Origin of the sequence: Paenibacillus sp. CFBP 13594, assembly GCF_014842675.1 — a bacterium.
Lineage (GTDB): Bacteria > Bacillota > Bacilli > Paenibacillales > Paenibacillaceae > Paenibacillus > Paenibacillus amylolyticus_B.
Genome location: NZ_JACYVQ010000003.1, coordinates 243716 through 268145, shown reverse-complemented (window position 1 = coordinate 268145; position 24430 = coordinate 243716). Strand labels below are relative to the sequence as shown.

16 protein-coding genes are annotated in these 24430 nt (G+C 48.8%); 3 read left to right on the top strand and 13 right to left on the bottom strand.

Features of this window, described 5'->3' with window-relative positions; translation table 11 throughout:
- Positions 1-181: 181 nt before the first annotated feature.
- On the top strand, positions 182-517 hold the full coding sequence (locus tag IFU39_RS12025; protein ID WP_192132841.1) for a hypothetical protein: 336 nt from the start codon (positions 182-184) through the stop codon (positions 515-517).
- Between the two features lie 277 nt (positions 518-794).
- Here the strand turns inward: IFU39_RS12025 and mglC are convergent, their stop codons facing one another.
- The 7 genes from mglC to IFU39_RS11990 form a co-directional block, all read right to left on the bottom strand.
- Complete coding sequence (gene mglC / locus IFU39_RS12020) at positions 795-1814, bottom strand: galactose/methyl galactoside ABC transporter permease MglC (RefSeq protein ID WP_076214373.1); 1020 nt, start codon at positions 1812-1814, stop codon at positions 795-797.
- Between the two features lie 15 nt (positions 1815-1829).
- Entirely contained in the window at positions 1830-3335 is a 1506-nt protein-coding gene (locus IFU39_RS12015; protein ID WP_091015716.1) for a sugar ABC transporter ATP-binding protein, read from the bottom strand.
- A gap of 76 nt (positions 3336-3411) precedes the next feature.
- The gene (locus tag IFU39_RS12010; protein ID WP_036606548.1) at positions 3412-4473 is read right to left on the bottom strand and encodes a galactose ABC transporter substrate-binding protein; all 1062 of its coding nucleotides are present in this window, start codon (positions 4471-4473) and stop codon (positions 3412-3414) included.
- A gap of 174 nt (positions 4474-4647) precedes the next feature.
- Positions 4648-5820: a substrate-binding domain-containing protein gene (locus IFU39_RS12005; RefSeq protein ID WP_192132839.1), complete on the bottom strand. Its 1173-nt coding sequence runs from the start codon at positions 5818-5820 to the stop codon at positions 4648-4650.
- Positions 5798-7570, bottom strand: coding sequence for a cache domain-containing sensor histidine kinase (locus tag IFU39_RS12000; RefSeq protein ID WP_192132837.1), 1773 nt, complete (start codon positions 7568-7570; stop codon positions 5798-5800). The genes IFU39_RS12005 and IFU39_RS12000 overlap by 23 nt, the downstream gene beginning before the upstream one ends.
- Positions 7571-7620: 50 nt before the next feature.
- Positions 7621-9354: a response regulator gene (locus IFU39_RS11995; RefSeq protein ID WP_192132835.1), complete on the bottom strand. Its 1734-nt coding sequence runs from the start codon at positions 9352-9354 to the stop codon at positions 7621-7623.
- A gap of 334 nt (positions 9355-9688) precedes the next feature.
- Positions 9689-10591: a tyrosine-type recombinase/integrase gene (locus tag IFU39_RS11990; RefSeq protein ID WP_192132833.1), complete on the bottom strand. Its 903-nt coding sequence runs from the start codon at positions 10589-10591 to the stop codon at positions 9689-9691.
- 168 nt (positions 10592-10759) lie between these two features.
- Between IFU39_RS11990 and IFU39_RS11985 the strand changes: the two genes are divergently transcribed.
- Complete coding sequence (locus IFU39_RS11985; RefSeq protein ID WP_017690333.1) at positions 10760-10960, top strand: cold-shock protein; 201 nt, start codon at positions 10760-10762, stop codon at positions 10958-10960.
- Positions 10961-11059: 99 nt separating this feature from the next.
- Entirely contained in the window at positions 11060-11332 is a 273-nt protein-coding gene (locus IFU39_RS11980) for an HU family DNA-binding protein (RefSeq protein WP_091015726.1), read from the top strand.
- Between the two features lie 333 nt (positions 11333-11665).
- Here the strand turns inward: IFU39_RS11980 and IFU39_RS11975 are convergent, their stop codons facing one another.
- From IFU39_RS11975 to IFU39_RS11950, 6 genes are all read right to left on the bottom strand, one after another.
- Positions 11666-12310, bottom strand: coding sequence for a Vat family streptogramin A O-acetyltransferase (locus IFU39_RS11975; protein ID WP_192132831.1), 645 nt, complete (start codon positions 12308-12310; stop codon positions 11666-11668).
- A gap of 199 nt (positions 12311-12509) precedes the next feature.
- Positions 12510-14510 (bottom strand): CotH kinase family protein, encoded by a 2001-nt coding sequence (locus tag IFU39_RS11970; protein ID WP_192132829.1) that lies wholly within the window; start codon positions 14508-14510, stop codon positions 12510-12512.
- A 340-nt stretch (positions 14511-14850) separates the two neighbouring features.
- The gene (locus tag IFU39_RS11965; RefSeq protein WP_261313680.1) at positions 14851-19284 is read right to left on the bottom strand and encodes an alpha/beta hydrolase fold domain-containing protein; all 4434 of its coding nucleotides are present in this window, start codon (positions 19282-19284) and stop codon (positions 14851-14853) included.
- A 53-nt stretch (positions 19285-19337) separates the two neighbouring features.
- Entirely contained in the window at positions 19338-20888 is a 1551-nt protein-coding gene (locus IFU39_RS11960) for an extracellular solute-binding protein (RefSeq protein ID WP_192132820.1), read from the bottom strand.
- Positions 20889-21248: 360 nt separating this feature from the next.
- Positions 21249-23618, bottom strand: coding sequence for a DUF4962 domain-containing protein (locus IFU39_RS11955; protein WP_192132818.1), 2370 nt, complete (start codon positions 23616-23618; stop codon positions 21249-21251).
- Positions 23619-23652: 34 nt separating this feature from the next.
- Entirely contained in the window at positions 23653-24420 is a 768-nt protein-coding gene (locus IFU39_RS11950; protein ID WP_192132816.1) for an SDR family NAD(P)-dependent oxidoreductase, read from the bottom strand.
- Positions 24421-24430: the final 10 nt, after the last annotated feature.

Here is a 24430-nt window from a genome sequence, read left to right as displayed (position 1 = left end):
GTTGTCGATTAATGGAGGCTGGTCAAATTCACATGAATGTATAATTTATGAAGGCAATAGGACATATGATGTAATTGTAATCAACAAAAGTGAAACAATTCCTCTTCGCATAGATCATTATTGTGGTACAATACATTAATGGATTAATTTAGGATAAATACTTGGTTATGGAGGATATCACATGACAACACAACGAAAACCACTGGGCCTCGGAACGCTCTCTCTACTCGTACTTTTGATGGGTCTCGCCTTTAATTTCCAATGGGGCAATGCAAATTTTATGATCAGTCACTATCTTTTTAACTTAATAAACATACCTATTTATAGCAACGGAACTCAAGGACTTCACATTCCTTTTGTAGTAGCAGCCCTCTTCTGGATTCCAGCCTTCTTGATTGCCAAAAAAAATCGTTCACATTATGGCACAAGTGTATCTTATAACCTCGCCGGATTTATGTTGCTCTTATGCATCATTGGACCAGTTATCCCCGTTATCGATTGGATGGTCAATGGTTAAACAATTAAAGCCAGCTCTCTATATCCCGAGGGCTGGCTTCTTTGTTGCTTTTCCATATAAGATGAACAAATTGTTTACACGATAACGTAGAGGACAGAAATAACCTGAAGAAGCGGAGCTAAAAGCTTTCTGAAAGAAAGCTACTTCGGAAGCATGCACCTCGCCTTTATCCCCGGATTTTCACTTCTTTAGAAGGGAATCAAAAAATCTGGGGATAACAGCGATCAGAAGGTTGTTCTGTCATCGGAGTGACTGGTGTAACCTCTTGAGGCTCATCTTATTTTTTCGCCATATACTTACGGATATCAAAAGCCACCGCAGCAACAATGATCAATCCTTTGATAATCAATTGCCAGTACGGACTTACACCGATAAATGTCAGACCGTAGTTAATGACCCCGAAGATCAGCACACCCGCCATAACTCCAGGTACCGTTCCAATACCACCCGCTGTCGATACGCCGCCTACCACACATGCGGCAATCGCATCCAGCTCATACATGTTACCGTAATTGTTTGTTGCTCCACCTGTGCGTGCTGCCTCAAGTACACCACCCAGACCATACAGTGCACCGGCAATGGCATACAGGGCAACCAGGTTGCGTGCAACATGAATCCCGGATACATGCGCTGCCTGAATGTTGCCGCCGATCGCGTACATATTTTTGCCGAGACGTGTTTTGTTAAAGATCACCCAGCAGATTAATGCCACCGCAATAGCAATGAGGACAATATACGGGATGGAATAACCCCCGCCCAGATCAATGTATCCAGAGCCAATGACGGTAAAATCGGGTCTTAATCCTCCAATCGGCTGTGACTGGTTGGGTTCCGTATCAAAATAAATGGAGTTCAGTCCATACACGGCAACCATTGTACCCAGCGTTGCGATAAAAGGGGGCACATGTAATTTGGCGACAATCAGTCCATTGACCAAACCCACGAATAGACCTGCGGTGATTCCAACCAGAATCGGCAACAACACCGGCAAATGGGGCAGATCGGGGAAGAAGCGGTTCGCATACTCATCAATTTGCAGCATCGATGCCGATACAACAGCCGTCAGACCAACCACCCTTCCCGCGGACAGATCGACCCCACCCGTGACGAGGATAAAGGCTGCACCGAGTGCAATAATGGCCCGTGTGGAGGATTGCTGTAAGATATCCCGCAGTGTAGAGAAGGCCAGAAAATTCGGATCGGCAATAGCTATACCAATGATGAGCAGAATCAATACGATAAAGATGGCGCGTTGTGTTACATAATTTTTCACTTGATTGATCATCTGTGTGTTCATCTGTTTCCCTCCTGACTAAGCCATCCGCTGCTGTGCGGCCAGCCTCATAATATCCTGCTCTGTTGCCTCGGCTCCGTCCACGATTCCGGTTAGACGCCCTTCGCTCATCACCATAATGCGATCCGACATACCAAGCAGTTCAGGCATCTCCGAACTAATCATAATAATGCTTTTGCCCTGACGAGCCAGTTCCGTAATAATGGTGTAAATCTCGAACTTGGCCCCTACATCGATTCCACGTGTCGGTTCATCCAGCAACAGAATCTCCGGATCGGTCAGCAACCAGCGGGCCAGCAGAACTTTCTGTTGATTACCGCCAGACAGGTTTCGAATCAGCGTGTTAACTGAAGGCGTTTTGGTTCTGAACTTCTGCGTCTGTTCCCGTGCTTCTTCCCGTCCCTTTTTCTCGTCCAGCAAGCCCACTCGATTTTGGTAGCGCCCCAGACTGGCAATGATCGTATTCTCATACACCGACAACACGGGGAATATCCCTGTAACCCTTCGTTCTTCCGTGAGCAACGCGATATTATGACGCTTCGCTGCTGCGGGGGAGTTAATCTTCACCTTGCGCCCATGAATCGAAATCGTACCTGAAGCAAGTCCGCGCAGTCCAAACAAGGACTCCATCAGTTCTGTCCGCTGTGCTCCAACCAACCCGCCAATGCCGAGTACTTCACCTTTTCGCAGCTCAAAGGATACATCACAAAACGATTTGGACTGGTTGGATGTCAGACCCTCGGCCTTCAATATCACTTCACCGGGTACGTTGGTCCGTTCCGGGAAACGTTCGTCCAGATCACGACCCACCATGCGCGTAATAATCAGATCTGTCGTTAAATCCGCAGCATCCCAAGTCCCGACAACAAAGCCATCACGCATGATTGTCACTTCATCCGAGATCGTCAGGATCTCCTCCATCTTGTGGGAAATGTAGATTATGGACACACCCCGATTGCGTAATTCATTAATAATGGCGAAGAGTTGCTCCACTTCCTTGCCTGTCAGGGAGGAGGTGGGTTCATCCATGACAATAACTTTGGAATTGAACGAGACCGCCTTGGCGATTTCCATCGATTGAATCTTGGAGACAGACAATGTTCCCGCTTGAGCCTTCGGATCAATATCCAGATTCAGGTCCTTGAACAGAGCCAGTGTATCGGTATACATCCGTTTCTCGTCCACCAGTATTCCCTTCATTGGAAATCGACCCAGCCAGATATTCTCCATCACCGGACGATGTGGGACCGGATTAAGCTCCTGATGAATCATGGATATGCCTTGCTGAAGTGCCGCTTTGGAATTTGGAATATCCACATCCTTTCCTTCGATGCGTATCGTCCCTTCATCTGGATGATACATCCCGAACAGACATTTCATTAGTGTGGATTTGCCCGCTCCATTCTCTCCCATCAAGGCGTGAACCGTACCGGGCTTCAGTTTCAATGTGACCTGACTTAGTGCCTGCACACCCGGAAATGCTTTGGAAACTCCATTCATCTCCAGCAGGTAAGGTGATTCCATCTTGGTTCCTCCCTTCCATATGACCGGCAAAAAAAAGGGACGTTACCCGAATGTCGGACGTCCCTGTCTCGTGTTGTTATTGGGCGTCGGCAATGTTGTCTTTGGTAATCTTTTTGTATGCAATCCAGACGTATTTACCATCGGTAATATCGTATTTGGTATTTTCCTTCGTCGGTGTCTCACCTTTGGCAAGTACGGAAGCCAGTGCCACCGTGGCTGCACCCTGATTTTTGGCATCATTGAGTACCGTGCCCAGCATCGTACCATCCTGCAGAGCCTGAATGGCTGGAGCTGTTGCATCCACACCTACAACCGGCATCGATTTGCCATCCTTGAAGTATCCGGCTGCTTTCAATGCCTCAATGGCACCCAAGGCCATGTCATCATTGTTCGCAAGAACGGCTTCAATCTTGTCGCCGTGGGATGCCAGGAACGCTTGCATTTTCTCCTGCCCCTTCACGCGGTCCCACATCGCCGTGTCTTCCGCTAGTGCTTCCACTTCGATACCGGCATCCTGGATCGCCTGAACCGAATATTTGGTCCGAAGCTCTGCATCCTGGTGACCCGGTTCCCCTTTCAGCATGACGTATTGCAGTTTGCCATCGCCGTTTTTGTCTGCTTCCGGATGTGCTTTCCAGTAATCTACAATCAGCTGTCCAGAGATCGTACCGGACTCCTCCGCTTTTGCTCCTACGTAGTACACTTTATCCCACTTGTTCATATCTTCTGCCACTGGCTCACGGTTGAGGAATACCACTGGAATATTCGCTGCCTTAGCCTTGTCAATGATGACACCTGCTGCCGTCCGGTCGACCGGATTCACGGCCATTGCATTGTATTTCTTGGACACAAACAGATCGACTTTCTCGTTCTGGGTCGGCTGTGCATTCTGGCTATCCACGATATCCAGCGTCGCAACACCTTCCGCTGCTGCTGTCATGGCATTACGTACACCCGTCATGAATGTATCATCAAATTTGTAGATGGCAACTCCAATCTTGGGCGTTTCCGTCCCAGCTGCTGTCTGGCCTCCTGTATCTGTTCCCGTACTTCCACCTGCACTGTCTCCGCCGCTGCTACACCCCGCCGCCACAACCATACATGCCGTAATCAACAGTGTCATCCAAGTTTTCTTCATATCCTAATGACCTCCCCCAAGTTCATTCGGCTTCACCGATGTCTTTATTATGAAAGGGTTTACATTAAATTCGAATACAATATCTTCACCTGTTCTATCGAAATCTTCCTCAAGTTAAAAAACAGCTTCATTTCTTCATTCAGTATTCGTTCCGGCACTCGTTCCAGCATTCGTTCATTGTACAAAAGGAAACAACAGCTTCTGGTTATCCATCCAGAACATATTGTCTGTACTAACCAGCTTGGTCTCAAGTAGAACTCTCGCTTGCACCTGTTGATTGTTCAGCCGCGCAACGGCTTGATTCAATCCCAGATAACCTGCGCTATATCCATTCTGAACGATAAGATGATCAAAGACCCCTTCTTGCAATTGCTCCAGTTGCTGTTGTTCACTGCCAAATCCAACAATCCTTACCTTGTCTGCAAAGCTGCGTCGATTCAGTTCATCAGCTGCTCCCAGTGAAGCCGGTTCCTGAAGAGTGATAAAGCCATCCACCTCCTGCTGGTCCAGCAATTGCTTCGCAGTCTGCCAACATCCGTCCCGTGTATTACATATCGATTTGGGTTCCACTTGAATATTAGGATACTGTACCAAGGCTTCCATAACTCCCTGCTCTCTCTGAATAAGACCAGAATTGAGAGGATCGGGGCCCAATAAGGCCACATGCCCTTTCCCTTCCAGAAGCTCCGCCATAGCCTGACCGGCCTGTCTTCCCGCCTCAACATTATCCATCGAGATGAAACTGGTGATGCCTTTCACGGGAAATTCATCGTTAAGCACAATGACAGGAATAATGGTTCCCTCGGAATTTGTTTTCTGTGCCTCCTGAATGATGTCACTAAGTGCCTTCTCACTTAGTGGATCAACCAATAGAGCTGATGCCCCCTGCTTCAGAGCCGATGCGGCGGCCTCCACTTGAGCCTGTTCTCGCGCACTGCGAGAAAACACTTGGCTGTTGATATTTGCCTGTTTGACCTGCATCTGACTTCCAGCAGAATCCAGAATGGCAGGCGTGTACACATCACCATCGGAAGGGTATGCTTCCACGGTCATCAGTTCGGCTCCACTCTCTTTGGCAGCCGCTTCGGCGCCAAGCCGGATGGCTTCCGCAAGTTCCCCTGTTCCAGCTGGCGTAATCAGCGCGATACGTGGCGGTGATGCCGTAGCATCGGGACTCGATAAGCCACAGGCGCTGCATATGAGCAGACAGCAGCTTGCAGCTGTCAGGGTTACTAACCGACGTTTCCGGATTCCAGGGAAGCCCGCAGCAACCTTTTTCCAAAACGTACGGATATTCAATCCTTTAACTCTATGGGCATCTTTCCTATTCACTTGTTTGTCTGTCATCAGGCTCGCCCTCCTTCTGCTGCGATTGAATGGGAATCCGAATCCAGACCGTGGTGCCTTCTTCCAACTCACTTGCAAATTCAAGTCCGTAACCCTCCCCATAATAGAGCCGAATTCGGTCATGGACGTTTCGTACCGCTACGCCGGAGCCTGCACCGCTTTTGACCACAGGACGACCACTCAATAATCCCGACATCTGTTCTTCCGTCATGCCGACCCCATTATCTGTAATGCGAAACACCAGCTTGTTGTCCTTACAATAAACATCGACCTCAATACTTCCTTCGTCCATGTGGTACTCGATGCCATGAACAATGGCGTTCTCAATCAGGGGTTGAAGCACCAGCTTCAATGTCAGGCAATCCAGAAGCGTCTCATCTGCATTGATGGTAAAGTTGAATTTGCGCTTGAACCTCATCTGTTGAATCGTCAAATAATGCTGCGCATGCTCCAGCTCTTCCCTGATCGTGATAATCGTTTTACCTTGACTAAGACTAATGCGGAACAGGCGCGAAAGAGACGTGATCATCGTGATCACTTCCTCATTGCGACTCATGCCTACCATGCGTACTACTGAATTCAGGGTATTGTATAGAAAATGTGGATTGATCTGGGCCTGCAAGGCTTCCAGCTCCAGACGCCGCTTCTGCTCCTGTTCATGGATAATCTCATCCATCAAGGTGCGGATTTTATTGACCATCAGGTTGAAACGACGGGATAGTCGTTCCACCTCCAGTGGCCCTTCAATAGGCAGCTCCACGTTGAAATCCCCACGCTCCACCGCCTTCATCTTGCGTTCCATTCGCCGGATCGGACGAGTCAGACTGGAGGATAGGAACAGGGATACAAGGATGACCAGTACCAGTACAACGACCAATACACGAATAAGATATCCGTTCACTTCCTGACGCGTTGTCATAATCTCATCCAGATAAGCAACACCGACGATTTTCCACCCGATGTTAGCGACTGACTTAACGGTATTCAGCCTTTTCTGTCCATCTGCCTCATCTTCATAACTGCCAGAAGCCACCAAAGCCTGTTCGATATTTTCGCTTTTGAGTCCCATATACATCAATTGCTGCTGCGGATGGTACACAATATTGCCCGCGCTCTCATCGATGATATAGACATATCCCCGTTGCCCCAGACTGACCCGACGGCTAAGTTCGTCCATCTGCTTGAAATTGATATCGACCAGCAGGATAACCTGCCGATCCTGACCATTTTGCCGTATCGTTATGCCTTTGCTCATGGAAACGACCCATTTATATGGGCCTGTGTACATATTCTGAATATGAGGTAACGAGAAACTCAGGTGATCCGGCACACGAAGCGCAGACTGAAACCACCCTTGCTGTGTCACATGGGCACTCGGTTTTAATTCGGCTGTAGGTCGGTTCTTGAGCAATTTTCCCGTGGAATCGAGCAGCGTAATCGAGATGATATCTTCACGACTGCTGAGCAGTGTGTCGAGCTGTTTGTCCACCAGTTCCCCTTCCCATGTCCCGTCACGCAGCATATGTTCCTCAATGGCACGGTACAGATGAGACATACTGCGAACGTAATCCTCCAGGTTATAACTGACCTGATCCACAATCTGTCTCGTCGTCAGTTCCGCACTTCGCTCGGCAGCCTGCGTGAACTTGTCATGCAGAAGCATCGCCATGATGGTCAGCACCAGAACGATGAAGACGGAGAAAGACCACGTAATAATAAACCGGATACTGCTGACCCTGGACGAACGCATCCTGGAGCGTAATTGAAGTCCTATGGACTTCACCCACCTCGACAAGAAGTTCATCGGAGTGAACCTTCACTTACTGCCTGGGAAGCCTGTTTACGATATTCTTTGGGCGAGACGCCAATATGTTTTTTGAAACAAAAACTGAAGTAATTGGGTTCAGCAAAACCAACCTGCTCCGCAATCTCAAACGACTTCAGCTCTGTCGAGCGAAGCAGTTCACGCGCTGCCTCCATTCGGATCTGCATCAGGTACTGCAGGAAGGTAAGTTGCACTTCTTTTTTGAAAATGCCACAAAAATAACCGGAGCTGATATGCAAATGCCCGCACACCTTCTGAATGGACAGGTCAGGGTCGGCATAATGCTCTTTCGTGAAGACCAACGCCTGCTCGACAATATCTTTATATACATGCTGCCGTCCGCTGGCAATGCGATGTTGTACGAGTAGACAGACCTCCTGTACCTTCTTCTGTGCCTCAGTAAGACCCGGCAGTCGGAACAAATCCGCATACAACTGGAACCCTGCACCAAAGATGTCTTCCATCTCCTCCCCTGATGCCTGTGCTGCCTTCCATACTGTTGTTAATACTTCAATTAAATAGAGCTGAATATCACTTCGCCCGTGTTCCACTGTAATTTCCCCGAAAATGATCGCCAGTGCTTCCTCCAGCTCTGCTTGTGTACCTGCCTTCAGGCATCGTGTCAGCGTCTGCTGCTTCAATTCGTCGAACCGCAACTTGCCCGCCGTCTGTCGCTCTACGTCCGCAATGTATATGATTGAATCCGTCCCGGGCACAAGCCGATAATCCAACGCCAGTAGGGCATCTTCATAGGCATGATTCACATCCGCGAGTGTATCCACAATCTGTCCAGAGCCCACCGTAGCCGGGATACGTAAATAGTGGTTGATGCTACGCATCACATTTTCCAATGCCTTCTGCTGCCGCTTCGCTCCATCTGTACCGCCCGTACGATCCACATAGAGCAGGACAATCGTCTCCTGATGCATAAAGGCATGACCAGCCCCATGCTCCGCCCAAACTTCTGCCGCAATGTTAAGTGCAGCAAAGCGTTTCAGTTCAGCATCCTCAGATTGACGCAAGGAACCTCCGGGAATGAATATCTCAGACTGATCCGCTACCTCGGATGTTGTTTTGTTATGTCGTTGTGGGGGCTCGCTGAATACTCCCTCAGGTTTCTCTTTCTGTACATCTCCATCCATATGCAGTGTCAATACGGACACCCCATAACGTTCTCCTGTCAGATCCAATCCGCATTGTTTGGCTTTACTATGAATATATGTAGAGGATTTTTGCCGATGGAGCAAGGTTGCCATCAGATCTGCCTGCAGTAACGGCAAGCTGGTGTGATAGTGCTCACGCAGCTGTTGTACATCTTCACGCTCAGCCACTTCAGCCGCCATCTGGGCGCGCAGTCTTGTGAGCAGTTCTGTGAGATGTCCTGCCGAGAACGGCTTCAGTAGATATTCGTCCACACTTAACGAGATGGCTTGCCTCGCATAATCAAATTCATCATATCCAGTCAAAATGACCACCTTCACGAGAGGATTACGCTTCCTTAATCTTTGTGCGAGTTCCAAACCATTCATGAATGGCATGCTGATATCGGTCACCACAATGTCCGGCTCTACCCGCTCCGCCATCTCCAATGCTTCCCGCCCATTCTCAGCCAAACCGACAATCCGCAGATCGAGCGCTTCCCAATCGACCTCTACAACAAGTCCTTCACGCACATCTTCTTCATCATCCACCAGCAGTACCCGGTACACGTTTGGATTCCTCCTTTTTATGACTGGCTTTATGCCCTAGCAACTAATATATGTGTGACAGTGTGAATCATTGGATATCTTATTGCTCATCAAATATGCCAAATGCTACGGGCTCATGTTGATCAGTTCCAAGTTTGCCATCATAATATACAATATTATCAGGAATATGTAATCGCTTTCTTTATTAGAGGTAAGGCAACCCTGTCGGGCAGTGCCTAAGTGAAATGTGAAGGATCGTATATGAATGCTAAAGGTAGGTTAAAGTAATACAAACACGGAAAATTTCGAAGTACTTCTAATAAGAGGTGTTTTGATTCTGACTATAATTCAGACTTTATTCTTGTTCTTTACGATGATTCGTACTTAATGTTTTAAAATAAATCATTGTTGTGTCTGGGTTGGTGTGTCCCATTATCTCGGCCAAACGGTGCAGAGGCGTATGCTCGGCCATGGCGTAGCCAAAACGATGACGCAGGTCGTGTGAACTCAGTCCTTCCAGCCCTGCTGTTATCATTACTTTTTTAATCAGGTGGCGCAGTGCTCTCTCCGTTAAACGATCATTTGTCTTCTCGGAAGGAAAAAGGTAAGCAGGATCGTTATCAAGATCAGATAAGTACTCATTCAACATGACAACACACTGTATATTCAAAGGGATCTTACGTTGCACGTTGCGTTTATCGGCTCTCACTGTCAGGTGACCGCTTCGTCTACCAAGTTCGATATCATGAGGCTTGAGGTTGCATACCTCCATCGTTCGCAAGCCTGTGTGAAACATAAGGGTCAGGATGGTCTGATCACGAAGGGAATTACCATACCCCACTGCCGCGAGGAATGCCTGCTCTTCTTCAAATGTCATTCGACGTGGACTTACTTTGTCTTCCGGAATGAATTTTAATGGTTTGGAAGGGTCATGACTGAGCCTGGATTCCAAGACAGCCCATTTGAAAAAACGCTTCAGCGTAATCAACCTCCGGTTAATGGTGGCTGGTTTCAATAACATAACTTTGTGAGCATCTTCACGATAACTGACTAAAGTGGATGTATCCACATCTTCAATTCGCAGTGAGAACTCTTCGCTGAGCATGGTGCTTTCCTTGTACCATTCGATAAAGTGTTTCAGATCACTTGCATATTCCTTCACGGTTTTGGGATGCAATTCTCCCTCATTAGCAAGCATATGTATGAATTCCTCTACTGTCGGTTCCCGCTGCACCGAAACCCCTGATGACTGATTCATTAGAAAATACCTCCAAATCTTGACTTATATTAGCGGACATGGTATTATCATATTAATCGATACATTAGCGGACATCAAGTTCGTGGTTTAAATGCACCAGGTGAGTGTCAATTTTAAATTATACTCGTCATAATGATCGGCTAAAAACTTATTTTTTGGAGGAATCACATGCAAACAGGTACAGTGAAATGGTTCAACGCGGATAAAGGATTCGGCTTTATCGAAACTGAAGAAGGAACAGACGTATTCGTTCATTTCAGTGCAATTCAAGGTGAAGGTTACAAATCTTTGGACGAAGGTCAACGCGTTCAATTTGAAGTAACTCAAGGTAACCGTGGACCACAAGCTGAGAACGTTACTAAACTTTAATTATATGAAAGCTGCCTTATTAATAAGGCAGCTTTTTATTTACACATATGTGTCACAGCAAAGTTTCCACATCACAAGAATGAAAGCGAGGTATTCCCCATGGATAAAGAACAATTGATCACAGAAGTAGCCAAGGCTGGCGGTTTCTCCAAGAAGAATGCTGAAAAAGCTGTAACCGTTGTATTGGATTCGATTCTCGAAGCTCTCAAAGAAGGCAAAGAAGTTCAACTGGTTGGATTCGGGAAATTTGAAGTACAGAAACGTGAGGCAAGAACGGGAAAAAGTCGGAAAACAGGCAAAGAAATTCAACTACCTGCAGGTAAAGTTCCTGTATTCACAGCAGGTTTAAGCATGAAAGAAGCTTTAAATTAAACCACGTAACAAACGTAACAACCCATTGAAAAGAGGTTTTTATTCAAACACACAATGATAATATGGATTTAAATGTCGTGTTTACTACCGTTGATGATATCATTAACTTTTATTCAGGCAAACAGACAAACACGGATCATGCAGAAGCTCATACTCATTCAAAGCCCCCACTAGCAAAGTCTGATTGTACCCTACGACCACCCACCCGCTAAATTAACATTTCATCTTGGACAACAAGAGGCCCTGATCCGCTCAAAACGGTCCAGGGCCTGATTTGCTTGGAAGCCAGCTCTGTCAGGAACCAGCTTTTTTTATCTTTTATGCACAACCATCCTATTTGCTGTTCAAAAGTTCGCGCAAGATCTGGAGATCATATGTAGAGACAAGACATTCCAAATGCGCATCCAGCCATTCCTCATCCTGATCCCACCACTTCAATTCCAGCAGCAGTGCAATCGTTTCTTCGTCAAAACGCTTTTTAACAGTCTTGGCTGGATTACCACCAACAATCGTATAGGGTTCAATGTCCTTAACAACGGTTGAATTGGATGCAACGATTGCCCCGTCTCCAATCGTGATACCAGGCATGATCGTTACATTTTGTCCAAGCCATACGTCGTTCCCCAGTACAGTGTCACCCTTATATGGAAGTTGTTCCAGTGTAGGTGTCACACGCTCCCATCCTCCACCAAAAATGTTGAACGGATACGTCGTCATGCCCTCCATCCGATGATTCGCGCCATTCATAATGAATGTCACACCTTCCGCAATTGCACAGAACTTGCCAATAACCAGGCGATCACCAATAAAGTCATAATGATGCTGTATCCGGTCATAGAAATGCTCTGGCGGATTCGTGTTATCGCTATAATACGTATAATCACCGATGTCCACGTTGGAACGCGGCGGCAGGTTTTGAATGTAACATACGGTTCGGATATTCTCACTTGGGAAAAGTTTTGTTTTATTAGGGGCCATATTGCAGTCCCTCCTTTTCCCTATTGTAACAGATAGTAAATCTTAAATGGACTAAGTGAGGTCTGACATGGACGAGGCCGGATTTTGCTGGATGTTCGCTCCGTCTAACCTGAAAAGCAGAACAAAAAGGGATTCGATCTGACCACCGAATCCCTTTTTTATTCTGCATACAACAACGTTGATCTGCAGGAGATATTTCTTATTTGGATGTAAGGCTTACTTGTGCAGCGGTTTGATCCCAGTTCACGGTAAGTCCCAGTCCTTCAGAGATGAAGCGTACAGGCACGAGTGTGCGACTGTTTTGAATGATCGCTGGTGCATCAATTTCGAGTGTCTCTCCATTTACGGTTGCGGTGCTGCTTCCGATCTTGAGCACCAGAGTCTGACCATTCAGAACGGCTGTTACCGTCTTCGCCGTTTTGCCCCAAGTCACTTCTGCACCCATTGCTTCAAGGATGGCGTTCACAGGCACCATCACTCGGCCACTTTGCTGCAGCGGGTCCTGATCCGGGAATGTGATCGATTTACCATCGAGTGTTACGGTAATGGTTTTGTAGGTTGTTCCGGATGAAGTATTCGAACCTGTCACTTCCGAAGTCTCAGGCAGCGGCGTTACTTCACGCCCAAGTTGCCTTTGCAGATTTGCAAGGCGGTTCAGTGCAAATGTGGTTAGTGACCCGGCTGCCATGGAGCCCATACCTCCGCCTCCACCGCCAAAGTTACCGCCAGGACGTGTCTGCGTATTATCTGTAGCCGTTGTTGCATCTGTTGTACCGTTTCCAGTTGCAGCACCCGGCTGAGTTGGAGGTGTTGTTCCATCTGGAGGTGTCATTCCTTCGAAACCTTCAGGCGGCGTCATACCTTCCAAGCCTTCAGGTGGGGTCAAGCCTTCAAATCCTGCTGGTGGTGTACCGCCCATACCACCTGCCGCATCTGCATTTGCAGAATAAGCGATGTTGGATTCAAACTGTTCTGTCGTATAAAATTTCGTTGGATCTGCTTCTACATAAGGACGAATAATATCGGCAAGGTCAGTAATACGATTCTGAATGCCTTCCATATAGTCCGTCAGTTCATTGACGTAGCCCAAATATTTTTCCTTATACTCCGGTACAGCGAGCAGGTTGTTAATCATCGGTACATTTTCCATGTTAATGCCCAGTACGGGCTCGTCCACAGATACGTTCGTTGCATTCGTGTTGGTCGTGGTCGATCCGGTTGCTGTACCTCGTCCTCCTCCACCCGAGTACCCGTTGAAGGACATGTTAAAGTCCCAAGGAACAACGGTGAACTTGCCATCGGCATCACTATAGAGCATGTAGTTGTGTCCTTTGTCGCCGTTATAACTGTCATAGTTGCCAAAAACCATGTTGCCTGCAATATATTGAAGTGCCGAATCCACGTCCAGCACACTCTCTATATCACCTTTTTCACCTTCTGGCATCTCGTTCAGCGTTTGGATGAAGGTTTTGAGTTTGGATTTGTCTTTATCCGTACCTAAATCTTTGGTGATTGTACTGTAGTCACTGCCCTCTTCATATTGAAGATAACTCTTCTCATCCGTATCATAGAGGACACCTTCCTCGTAATCCTCACCGTAGTTGCGTTCCAAGTAACTGTCATCTACGGCTTCAACCCCGGTGTAGAAACCGACCCGTTCGCCATTAACATACAGATTGACGTAGTTTGTCATCGGTACATCCATGCCAATGCTGCGCAGCGCCTCATAGTGAAGAACTTCACGCATGTACGATGGATCAGCATAGTTGTTATTCAGCACCATTTTGTCCAGTCCGAGCAGGGTTTGTGTTTTGTCATATTTATCAAACTTCAGTCTGAAGCTGTATCGATCCGAATCCTCCATCGAGGCCACGGCTTTCAGGGTCAGGTTCCCCTTAGTGGAGAAACCGACGTTGTCCAGCTTGTTGCCGTCCACTTCCACACTCACATTCTTGTAATCCTTATCCAGCGGACTTTCGAGCATACTCTTCCAGTCTGCATCATCAATCGTTACATTCACATCAATCACGTTGTCCGTCTGGAACAACGGTTCATACGCTTGCGTTACGTTTGCACTCGCGGTTGTCGCTGTGCTCTCTGCGGCAAATGCCGCATTTGGACCTGCCATCAGGCCAAAAGATGACGTTACCATCGTCACGGACAATGCCGTTACTGCAAATTTTCGTAATAGTATATTCAAATGATGAATCCTCCCTCTTGGTTTCTATTAAGCAACTGAGGCTTATGTAACCATGGTAGGGGACGAACCTTTAGTGAATCTTAAATAACGACCACAACAAAAAGTAGCCCATCAGGCTACATAAGTTGAACTATAAATGTTACACCTTATCACTCCGATTGCAGTACCATTTTCCGATCGCTCTTATCCCCAGATTTTCATCATTCCCTTTGTTTAAGGGGAAAATCCGGAGATAAAGGCGAACGCTACGTTTCTTCAAATTGGTTCTGCACTCTCCGTTTAGGTGTAAAATTGAGCTTCAACTTATATAGATACCTGCCAGGCTACTTATACTGATCCTTTATAATTCGATAACGGTCACTCCTTCTGCTTGGTAGTAGTCCTCATTCACATTGTTTAGAATGTTAGCCTTTAGCAGAATACCGACTCCGGCAAACAGTCCGATTCCATTCGCGTTCCCTTCGATTCGGTTATTTTCAATCAATACATTCTCGGGGTTCCCTTCGCCAATATTGCCAGCTCCAGCATCGCCTTTGTCGCGCTCAAGCCGTACGCCCCAGTATCCACTGGCAGTATTGTTACGAATCACATTGCCTCGAATCACCGTACCCGGTCCATTCAATACTTTGATTCCAGCCGCATCTGCAATCGTGGTTGTATTCTCGATGAGATTATCCTCAATTAGAGTATCGGGGGTACCCATCATCACCGAAATACCGATTCGACTGTTCTTGATTGTGTTGTCATGAATGTAGTTCCCTTTGCCAGACTTGCTGTGGTTGCTGGGCGCTGAACCCCCTGTATTGCCAAGCCCAATCCCTGCACCTGTCAGCACATCCATAATGACATTGCCGGAGATTTCATTTAAATACTCAAGTTCACCATGAAGATCGATGGCATCCAGCTTGGTTCCATTAAATGTATTGCCGCGTAACACGTTATTGTGAGCCACAAACTGAATCAGTGCTCCATGTCTGAGATAAGGACCTTCAAATGTACTGTCCTCCACCACATTCCATAACGTATCATTGTCAAAGCCGAGTCGATCGGTCTTGGCCGTTCCCTGAATCGAAATTCCGTAACCTGAACCTCCAGGGCCCAGATCTGTTGCATTGCGGAAGGTTGCATGCTTCACAACAACATCGCGGCTGTGCTCAATTCGGATAGCCATTCGTTTGAACTTTTCCACAATTACGCCGTCAATCGTAATGTCATACGATGGTACCTCGCCATAATTGGCAATATGAATCAGACTATCCGGCCCCCCTGCGGAGGGATTATTGGATTGATGATCAGTCGTGTAGCTGCCGGACCAGGATGAAGTTAGGGTCATGTTGGATACGAGAATGCTGTGCTGAGCCGATGCCTTCAGAACGGCACTGCTCGTCACCTGATCCAGCGATGTCTGTAGCACGGTTTCTTCACGGCTCTCCCCTCTCAGATTCACCCCGGATTTGAGCATCAGGTTGGTGGTTCCATCCGGCCCGGATAACAAATTGTACACTCCATTGGGTAAGAACACTTCATCACCCTCGTTAGCCTCATCAATGGCGGCCTGTATTGCTGGTCGGTCATCACTCGTGTTGTCGGCAGGATCTGCTCCATATTCGCGTACATCAATTGTACGTCCGGTCACGGCATGTGGAGCATGGACAGCATGTGGTGTGCCATCTGTTTCCGTCAGACCTGGGACGATAAAGGGCATCGTCCCTTCAGGTGGTTGGGGCACGATGTATGGGATCAGAGCCACAGGTGTTCCTCCCCGTGCAAAAGGGGCATACAGATGCACATCGGTAAGACTCGTATAAATACTTGCATCGGAATTGCCATGCCCAGTGATCCGTACATAACGTACAGAAGTGTCTGGGATATCAAACGCCTGCATTTCGGTTGTATCCCCACTGCTTTCGCCGTTGAATACCTGGGTCCACTGCTCACCGTCAACAGACGATTCCATCTCAAAAAATGTCTGTCGGACGTCCCCTTTGTAAAAACCAATCCCAACATAACCCACTGTCTGCGTCTGCCCCAGATCAAATGTAATCCATTGCCCCTCTCCGGCAACAGACCAGCGTGTATAGCTGTTATTGTCGAGGGTATTGGTCGCCAGGTTGCCATCGCTGCCACTTGCCGTGACGGAAGCCACAGGCAGGGATGATACCGGAACCGCAAGGGTGATCATATCGGTTGATAAAGCACTGCTGATATTGCCCGCCTCATCAATTGCCCTCACTTGAAACGTGTACGATGTTCCACTTGTAAGTTCGCTGTCACGAAATGACTGTTTACCTTGTTCAGCCAGCAAAACTCCATCCCGATAAATCCGGTAGGCAGATACAGCTGTATCATCGCTGGCAGCGGGCCATCTCAGTTCTGCAAACTCCGTTCCCCAGTTGCGAATCTCGAGCTCAGCCCCCTGCTCCCATTCGGGTGACTGCGTGTCATTGCCTTCTTCGATTAAAGCAATGACTGCTAACTGTGGACGCGGATTGCTCGTTCCGTTCGCTTCCTTGGTGTATACGTTCACGGAAACACCCGTTGATTCCGCATCCGCAAGCAAAAATGCAACCTGCTCCGCATCTGGACGACTCTTCACAACATCGGTTACATCCACTTCATAGACGGCCGGGCTTCCATTCCGATCTGCCGTAACCTGGAATGTGCCGAGCAGCGAACCTTCGTTCAGACTTTGGACCGGAGCATTCGACCAGGTTAACGAAGATTCGCTCCAGTCTGTTTCATTCAAACCGTACAGCGACAACGTGGTATCGATATTTGAGGTGCCTTTCTTGGCAGCAATCCGCAATCGATACCGATCTCCTTCCGGCTCATTTCCGGACATATCAAATTTGAAGTACACATATTTCTTGGTCGTTGAAGTGGAAGAGATGCTCAGTAATCCGTTGCTGGAACCTGTAGCCTGATTGAAATTCAGGTCAGGCTTGCTGCTGTCAATCGCCACATCGTCGCTTGGCAGCTTACTAGCGATGACCTTTTCAATCAGCGGTTTTTCTTCATCCACTTCTTCATCTCCAGGCGAAGTGTTTTCGGGATTGCTTTTGAAAATTATTGGCTCCGTAACGATCCGGTTCTTCACATGTTCATCCAGGAAGGCCCATGCCTCTGCATTCGCAGTCTCGGAAGCCGCCCCTGTAAATCCATGTCCCTGACCGGGTACGACTTTCATATCCACAATCGGCACACCTGCAGATTGAAGCTGTCCCGCGAAAGTAACACTGTCGGTATAGGGAATGGTGGCGTCAGCATCACCGTGCCGTATCCAGAACGGTGGATCATCCGGTGAAGCATAGGAGCCCGGCATGGCAAGTCTGGCCTGTTCCGGTACATCCAATGCGCGATGACCGCCAAGCAGAGCCGTGACCGAGCTATAATTATTGGCAAATGTCGTCGTAAAATCAGCGGGTCCGTACCAGTCGGCGACGGCCTGCACTTTGTCGGAATACTCAGGCCATCCGCCGGAACCTTCCAGATCAGGTACATCTACCGTCACCCCTGTATCGAGCTCTACAGTGTCACCAGCGACCATGTCCCCTGTTGTGCCGAGCAATGCAGCCAGATGTCCGCCCGCCGATGATCCCCAGACACCTATACGGCTTGGGTCCAGATTGTACTGCTCTGCATGAGCTCGCAGGTATCGAATAGCAAGCTTCACATCCTGAATCTGGGCAGGGAAAGGTGCCTCAGGCGTCAGTCGGTAGTCCAGAGACACACCGATGTAACCACGTTTGAGTACATAGTTGCATATGGAGTTCAGTGCCTGCTTCCGGTCCCCGTGGTTCCATCCACCTCCATGGATATAGACCATGACTGGCATCGGTTCAGCTGCCGCTGTCTCGGGAACGGCAATGGATGAATACATTGCCCGCCCGCCAGCCGTGCCAATCTCCACATCCTCATATAAAGTTACTCCCGGCGGTGGAGTAAATTCTGTGTTCTCCTCTCCAGGTGGCACTGGGGAGGGGGCAGGCGTTATTCCGGGAATAGCCTGACCGTAAATGGCAACATTGTCGATATACATGTTGGCCTGCATGGCATCTCCTGTCCGAAAACGAATTTTCACCGTGCTGTTATTGTTCGCTTCCGAACCCAGCGTCCAGCTTTTTAGCGTATTGCCTTCCTTATTCTTCAGGTCCGGGGTGCCCGGGGGAAGTTCAAATGTCTCCAGCGTCGTCCAGGATGTGCCACCATCCTTCGACCATTCGATAATCACACTTCCACTTATATAGGCGGAAGCACGCGTGTAGTAGCATAGCCGTATATTTCCGTATCCAGTCAAGTTTAGAGGCAGTGCAAGCGCATCGGTCCCGTCCATCTTGATCATATTGGGCAGCGAGGGAGCAGTTGTGGAAGATGACGTCTTGGCCTTGCTTCCACCTGCCCCTTCCTGCGACCAGGGAGCTCTCAATGCAATTCCGCCTGTAGAGCCAAAATTGTCCGGGTCATCAAAGTTTTCCGCGTAAATCTCCAGCTCCGGGCCCGCCGGCTCCGGGAGATTTTCTCTTTCTTCCTGTGTAGGGTTGAGAATAGAGCTAGGAACAGCATCTTCCATCGCCCGAACTTCATGCACGGGAACGATGGTGCCGTTAATGAGAATCATAGACATGGCAACAAGGACAACGCGCTTTTTCCACGTTTTGAACAATTTATTCACTTGTATCCCCTCCGCACGGTAGTCCATTCTTCTGACGTTATACCTTTGCGATCTGTCCGTTCTCCAGAGCTGCTGCTTCTTGTTGACTAGTTTCTTCCGCACGGTGAGCAGGACATCCTATTGCTTATGGTAATCATTGCTTATCCAGTACAATTCTAGCGACGCGGTGCCGACACGCCTTCACCGTTCTTGAACTTCTCTGTGGCTTCCTTGATGGCCTGATCCCCGCCTTTGGATTTCCATTCCTCAACTACTTTCGGCCAATCGGAGATCGGCTCCTTACCATAAACCATCTTAATCATGTGTGTGAGCAAGACCTGAGGAGGTGTATCCGAATTGGGAGCAATATCGGGATTCTGTACAAAAGCTTCCAAACGCGGATCAAAGTTAATGCCATCCCGACCTTCTTTGGCTAAAACCGTATCATAAATATTCATCAACTTTCTGCCTTCTTCAGTCAGGGATAGGGAGCCTTTGTTGTATGTTGTGTCCTGTACAAACCATAAGAAGGATTGACGGTAACGCTCCTCGTCCACGCCAGCAGAGTCTGTCGGAGCTGTATATGCAATCACACCATTATCCTCTGTGTAGGTTTCTCCTTCCGTGCCGTACGTGAAAAACTTCTCCGCTTCGTCGGACACCATCCAGTTAAAGAAACGGATAATGGAAGCCGGATCAGCCGCATCCTTATTAATAAAGTAAGCACGCGTCACCGGACCGTACAGATAATAACCGCCTTTTCCGTCCGGGCCGACAGGGGAAGGGATAATCTCGATTTTGGCATCGGGAACCGACGCTTTAATCTGCTTCTCCCACTGGATCAGTTCGTTGGCATTCATGGACCACATGCCCGCCTTACCGGAGAGAATCGTATTTTTGAATACCGTCGAATTGATGGTCGCAAACTCTTTGTTAATCAGCCCTTCTTCGTACATCGTCTTATAGACCGTCAGGGCTTGCTGCATATTCTCGTTATCCATGAACTTGGGTACAATCTGGTCACCCTGCTGCTCCATCATGGAGAGGAACTGTTGCACATCATAGGCACCAAAGAAGGTATCGGCATATTTGAAATCCTCACGCCCCATATATGGATTCTCCACGCCAAGCTTTTTAAAGGCGCGCAGCACTTCCATTGTCTCCTCCACCGTGGTAGGCACAGGCAATCCGGTTTGATCCAGCAGATCCTTGCGAATCCAGGTTGCCCGGCGGGAGGGATTGGATAAATATTCGGGGATGGCATAGATCTGGCCGTCATGGGTAACCTGGTCCCAGGCTTCCTTCGGCACGGCTTTCAGCAAATCTTGCCCATACTGCTGCAACAGCTCATCCAGCGGCTGGAATACCCCAGCTTCGACTGAGCCGGCCATCTCCTTGCCGTTGACGCCGCCGTCACCCTGCACCACATCAGGAATATCATTGGTGGCAAACATTTGCACCATTTTCTGCTCATATTCCTTATGAGGCACCAGGACAATTTTGAGATCGGTATTAGTCAGCTCCTCCAGCTTTTTCACCCATTTATCCTGGTTGATGTCGGGCGACTTCTCCACATACGTATACGCCAGCGTTCGCAGTGACATGGAGAACCTCGTCTTGCCATCTCCCCCATTCTCACCGGATTTCGCCCCGCTTCCAGTGCTGCATCCCGCCATGACGGTTGCCGCCAGCAATAGCGCCATGCCTGTGACCATCCACTTTTTCATGCTACCCCTCTTTTCATCCTGATTTAGATTTAGGTACCACTCGTTGGTGAAGCGATTTCAAATAGATGTTAAAACATCCCCACCGCCTGCAACAATGGGGATGTTTTAGATGAGATTGCGTTTTCTTTAGGTCAGCACTCAGCGTTCAACCACATCCAGTCATATAGCAGTATATAAATTGAACGTACAAACTTTACACTCAGCCACTGCGATTGCAGTACCCTCTTCCGATCGCTGTTATCCCCAGATTTTTTTGATTCCCTTTTCGGAGGGGAAAATCCGGGGATAAAGGCGAACGCTTCGCTTCTTCAGATGGGTTCTGCACTCTTCGTTCTTGTGTAAATATTCAGTTCATCTTAACTAGTACGTCTTGGATACCTCGATCTTCTTTGTTACACCATTGTCGGTAAAATAGAGATGAATGCCGTGATCCTGGTCATCGATGAAATAAGGGACATACTTCGGCTCATCGATCTTATACGGCACAAGCAGCGTTACAATTCTATGGCTTGAAGCAGGCCGCGTTTCCGCGCTTAGATGATAATGTCTGTCCAGCCCTTCATACTCTGCCGGGTCCACCTCTGCGAATTGATCTGTCTGGCTGAGCGACAGCTCACCGGAGGAAGCATATACAAATGTCCCCTCAAGCCCTGCCTTATTCCCGTTCAGACGGAAACTCTGCCCTTTCAGCTGTAACGGGTGTAGTGCATGGAACAGCCATTGGACACTGTCCGGCTTCTCCAGATCAATGTGGTCCACAATAACGAAGTACGATGACTGCAGAAAATGTATTTCCCGTACAACACGCTTCACATGCGGTACGGTGCTGGCGTAGGCATCGGTCGCTACCGCGCGCACATAACCATCGCCGTCCCGCCAATAGGCCTCTTCGATCTGTCCGGTTGCAGCCATATTCAGCACTTTATTGTTCTCGGCATACTGCCCTGCTCCGCCAATCAGCAGATTGTTTTTGGAGCGTGTCTGCCTGCGCCATTCCCGATGGAAGGAGCTGCCGTGCGCGATATAATAGCCGGTATCCGCGGCAAGCGGCTCACCAAACGCATGCAGAGTAAAGCTGTTCTGATCCGCATGACTGTGACTGATGGAGCCATAACGGCTCGACTTGATCAGAAGCATCATATGCTCATTCGGATCATCCATCCGGTGATGCATGGCTACCCACCCCACATCACGGAACCACTTCAGCGGCTCGATGTCCACAGGCGACTCTTCCTCCACCTGCGGATAATCGTGGCGATATACCAGCTCGTCAAAGTTAAAGTCCCACCAACCGTAGTTATAAAAAGCACCCTCTGTCCCCGGATCGGATTGACGTACACGCTCAAAGTACCACTGGTACCAGCGGTTGCCTGTAACCCCCGCCAGTTGGCGCACAAGATAACCTGTTTTCAAGTTTACCGGGTCACCCAGCGTAGACTGATCTCCAAAGCTGGCGCGCCGTGCATCAGGCGGGTACACGTAGAGTGGAAAATCCCCGGTACGCTGGAAGAACGGCCGACGGAAGAAGTCGATGCCCGCATAGTTTCGCAGCAGATTCATCGCTTCGGTCACGTAAGCCATACCTGTTGTCCAGTACATCGGACCTTCAGCCCAACCTCCATCACTTCCTCCCCAGGGGGAGTACAGACAGGCATAATAATCGATCGCATAATCCAACCACTCTGCAGCTTGCTGCTCCTCATGCATCATGGCCATACAGCAAGGCACAAGCACGGAAGACAATGAACGAATTGCATGGCTGTCATAAGGCACATGATGGATCTTCGAGCGAACCATCACATGCTGGGCTACCTGTTCTGTCCGCCGCAGCAAACTGCGTCTTACCACATCTTGCTCTTCACTGTTCAACTCATCATGCAGCCAATCATAGCCCCAAGCAAGCGCCGTTGCGACCCGAAAAGCCGCCTCATCGTTATAATCGCGGGAGGTCGTTCCCTCCGTATCCCAAGCCGCCACATGCAACAGCCAGGTTTTCGCCGCTTCAAGCAGCCGTTCGTCTCGAAGCACCCGTCCAGCGATACTCAGATGACGAATCGCATATAACACTTCCTGACAGTCAATGTACATTTGCCTCCAGAGCGAAGCGACACGTTTGTTCTCCGGGTAAGGCTGCGGTTCACGAATGGGCTCACGATTGGCCCACGGCTCCACGGATTTTTCCATAAATACATTCCAGCCGCAATATGTAGCATCTGACGCAATGCCATCAGCAAGTGCCTTTAGCTCATCCTCTCCGAGCCACAGCCGTGGGTGAGACGTGTCTGTGGAAACGTATCGCTGTGCCCGGGAAGGTAGAGGTGTCTCGGGTAATCCCACTGGTACAGTGAACCGCCGCACCTCACTCCAAGCCGACATTCCCCCTTGCTTCCCCTGTAAGACGTCCGCTTCGTATTCGCTCCCTTGCTGCACTAGATGATCTACAAGCAGCGCATATCGCCAATAATAATCCCCTGGTTCAAACACCCGGTCTGGCGTGAAAAAGTTATACGGAAGCGGCGCAAAGATCATCGTCTCTTCTTCCTGAAAAGAAGGGCTCGCCGATACTTGCAGCAGATAGGCATTCTCATCCTCCTGCTGTGCCGCCATCCAGGTAAACCTTGGCGGATTCTCTGCCAGAACGGTATGCTCTTCAGGGGCATAGTCCACATGGAAAGGCCCACTAATGGGTTGGTACAACGGTCTTTCTGCAAGCTTCCGTTTCAATTCCATCGTATCGTTCCCTCCTTATCGCAATGTTTTAACATCAACGCATGTACATTCCGCCATTGATCTCAATCGTTTCTCCGGTTATAAAAGTACCCAGCTCGGAACACAGGTACAGCGCCGCACCTGCGACATCATCGGGAGTCCCTTCCCGTCCAAGCGGGATGCTGCCTACAGCAGAAGTTCGGCCTTCCGCCGAGGTGAACGTAGCATGGAACGCAGTCTGTCCGATGAAGCCCGGTGAAAGGGCATTGACCGTAATCCCGCCAGGAGCCAGTTCTTTGGCAAGTCCTTTGGTTAACGCAATGATGGCCGCCTTGGATGCTGCGTATATAGCTGCACCCGGTCCGCCCCCATTATGAGCCGCTACGGAGGTCAGATTGATAATTCGTCCTCCGCCAGCCGCCTTCATGCCAGGAATGACCGCTTTGGAGACAAAGACGGCGCTCTTCAGATTGACATCCATAATCCGGCTGTAAAGCTCCTCGCTCATCGTTTCAATAGGGCTCCGCTCCACCAGATGCCCCGCATTATTGATCAACAGGTCAATTGGACCGCCGAAACGAAGCGTGATATCCCCAACCATCGATTCTATGGCATTCATATCGGTCACATCGGCCTGAAATGCCCCCGCTTCACCACCAGCATCCCGAATCGCTGCCACGACCTCCTCCGCCCGCTCCATATTATGCAGACCATTCACAGCCACCTTTGCCCCACAGCGAGCCAATGACCCGGCAATAGCAGCGCCAATCCCTCCACTGGAACCTGTTACCAATGCAATTTTGTTCTGCAAGTTAATATTCATGTTTGATCTT

Bases quoted from the DNA above. Each gene is read 5' to 3' on its own strand.
- IFU39_RS12025 (WP_192132841.1), top strand. From the start codon at position 182: ATGACAACACAACGAAAACCACTGGGCCTCGGAACGCTCTCTCTACTC.
- mglC (WP_076214373.1), bottom strand. From the start codon at position 1,814: ATGAACACACAGATGATCAATCAAGTGAAAAATTATGTAACACAACGC.
- IFU39_RS12015 (WP_091015716.1), bottom strand. From the start codon at position 3,335: ATGGAATCACCTTACCTGCTGGAGATGAATGGAGTTTCCAAAGCATTT.
- IFU39_RS12010 (WP_036606548.1), bottom strand. From the start codon at position 4,473: ATGAAGAAAACTTGGATGACACTGTTGATTACGGCATGTATGGTTGTG.
- IFU39_RS12005 (WP_192132839.1), bottom strand. From the start codon at position 5,820: ATGACAGACAAACAAGTGAATAGGAAAGATGCCCATAGAGTTAAAGGA.
- IFU39_RS12000 (WP_192132837.1), bottom strand. From the start codon at position 7,570: ATGCGTTCGTCCAGGGTCAGCAGTATCCGGTTTATTATTACGTGGTCT.
- IFU39_RS11990 (WP_192132833.1), bottom strand. From the start codon at position 10,591: ATGAATCAGTCATCAGGGGTTTCGGTGCAGCGGGAACCGACAGTAGAG.
- IFU39_RS11985 (WP_017690333.1), top strand. From the start codon at position 10,760: ATGCAAACAGGTACAGTGAAATGGTTCAACGCGGATAAAGGATTCGGC.
- IFU39_RS11980 (WP_091015726.1), top strand. From the start codon at position 11,060: ATGGATAAAGAACAATTGATCACAGAAGTAGCCAAGGCTGGCGGTTTC.
- IFU39_RS11975 (WP_192132831.1), bottom strand. From the start codon at position 12,310: ATGGCCCCTAATAAAACAAAACTTTTCCCAAGTGAGAATATCCGAACC.
- IFU39_RS11960 (WP_192132820.1), bottom strand. From the start codon at position 20,888: ATGAAAAAGTGGATGGTCACAGGCATGGCGCTATTGCTGGCGGCAACC.
- IFU39_RS11955 (WP_192132818.1), bottom strand. From the start codon at position 23,618: ATGGAATTGAAACGGAAGCTTGCAGAAAGACCGTTGTACCAACCCATT.
- IFU39_RS11950 (WP_192132816.1), bottom strand. From the start codon at position 24,420: ATGAATATTAACTTGCAGAACAAAATTGCATTGGTAACAGGTTCCAGT.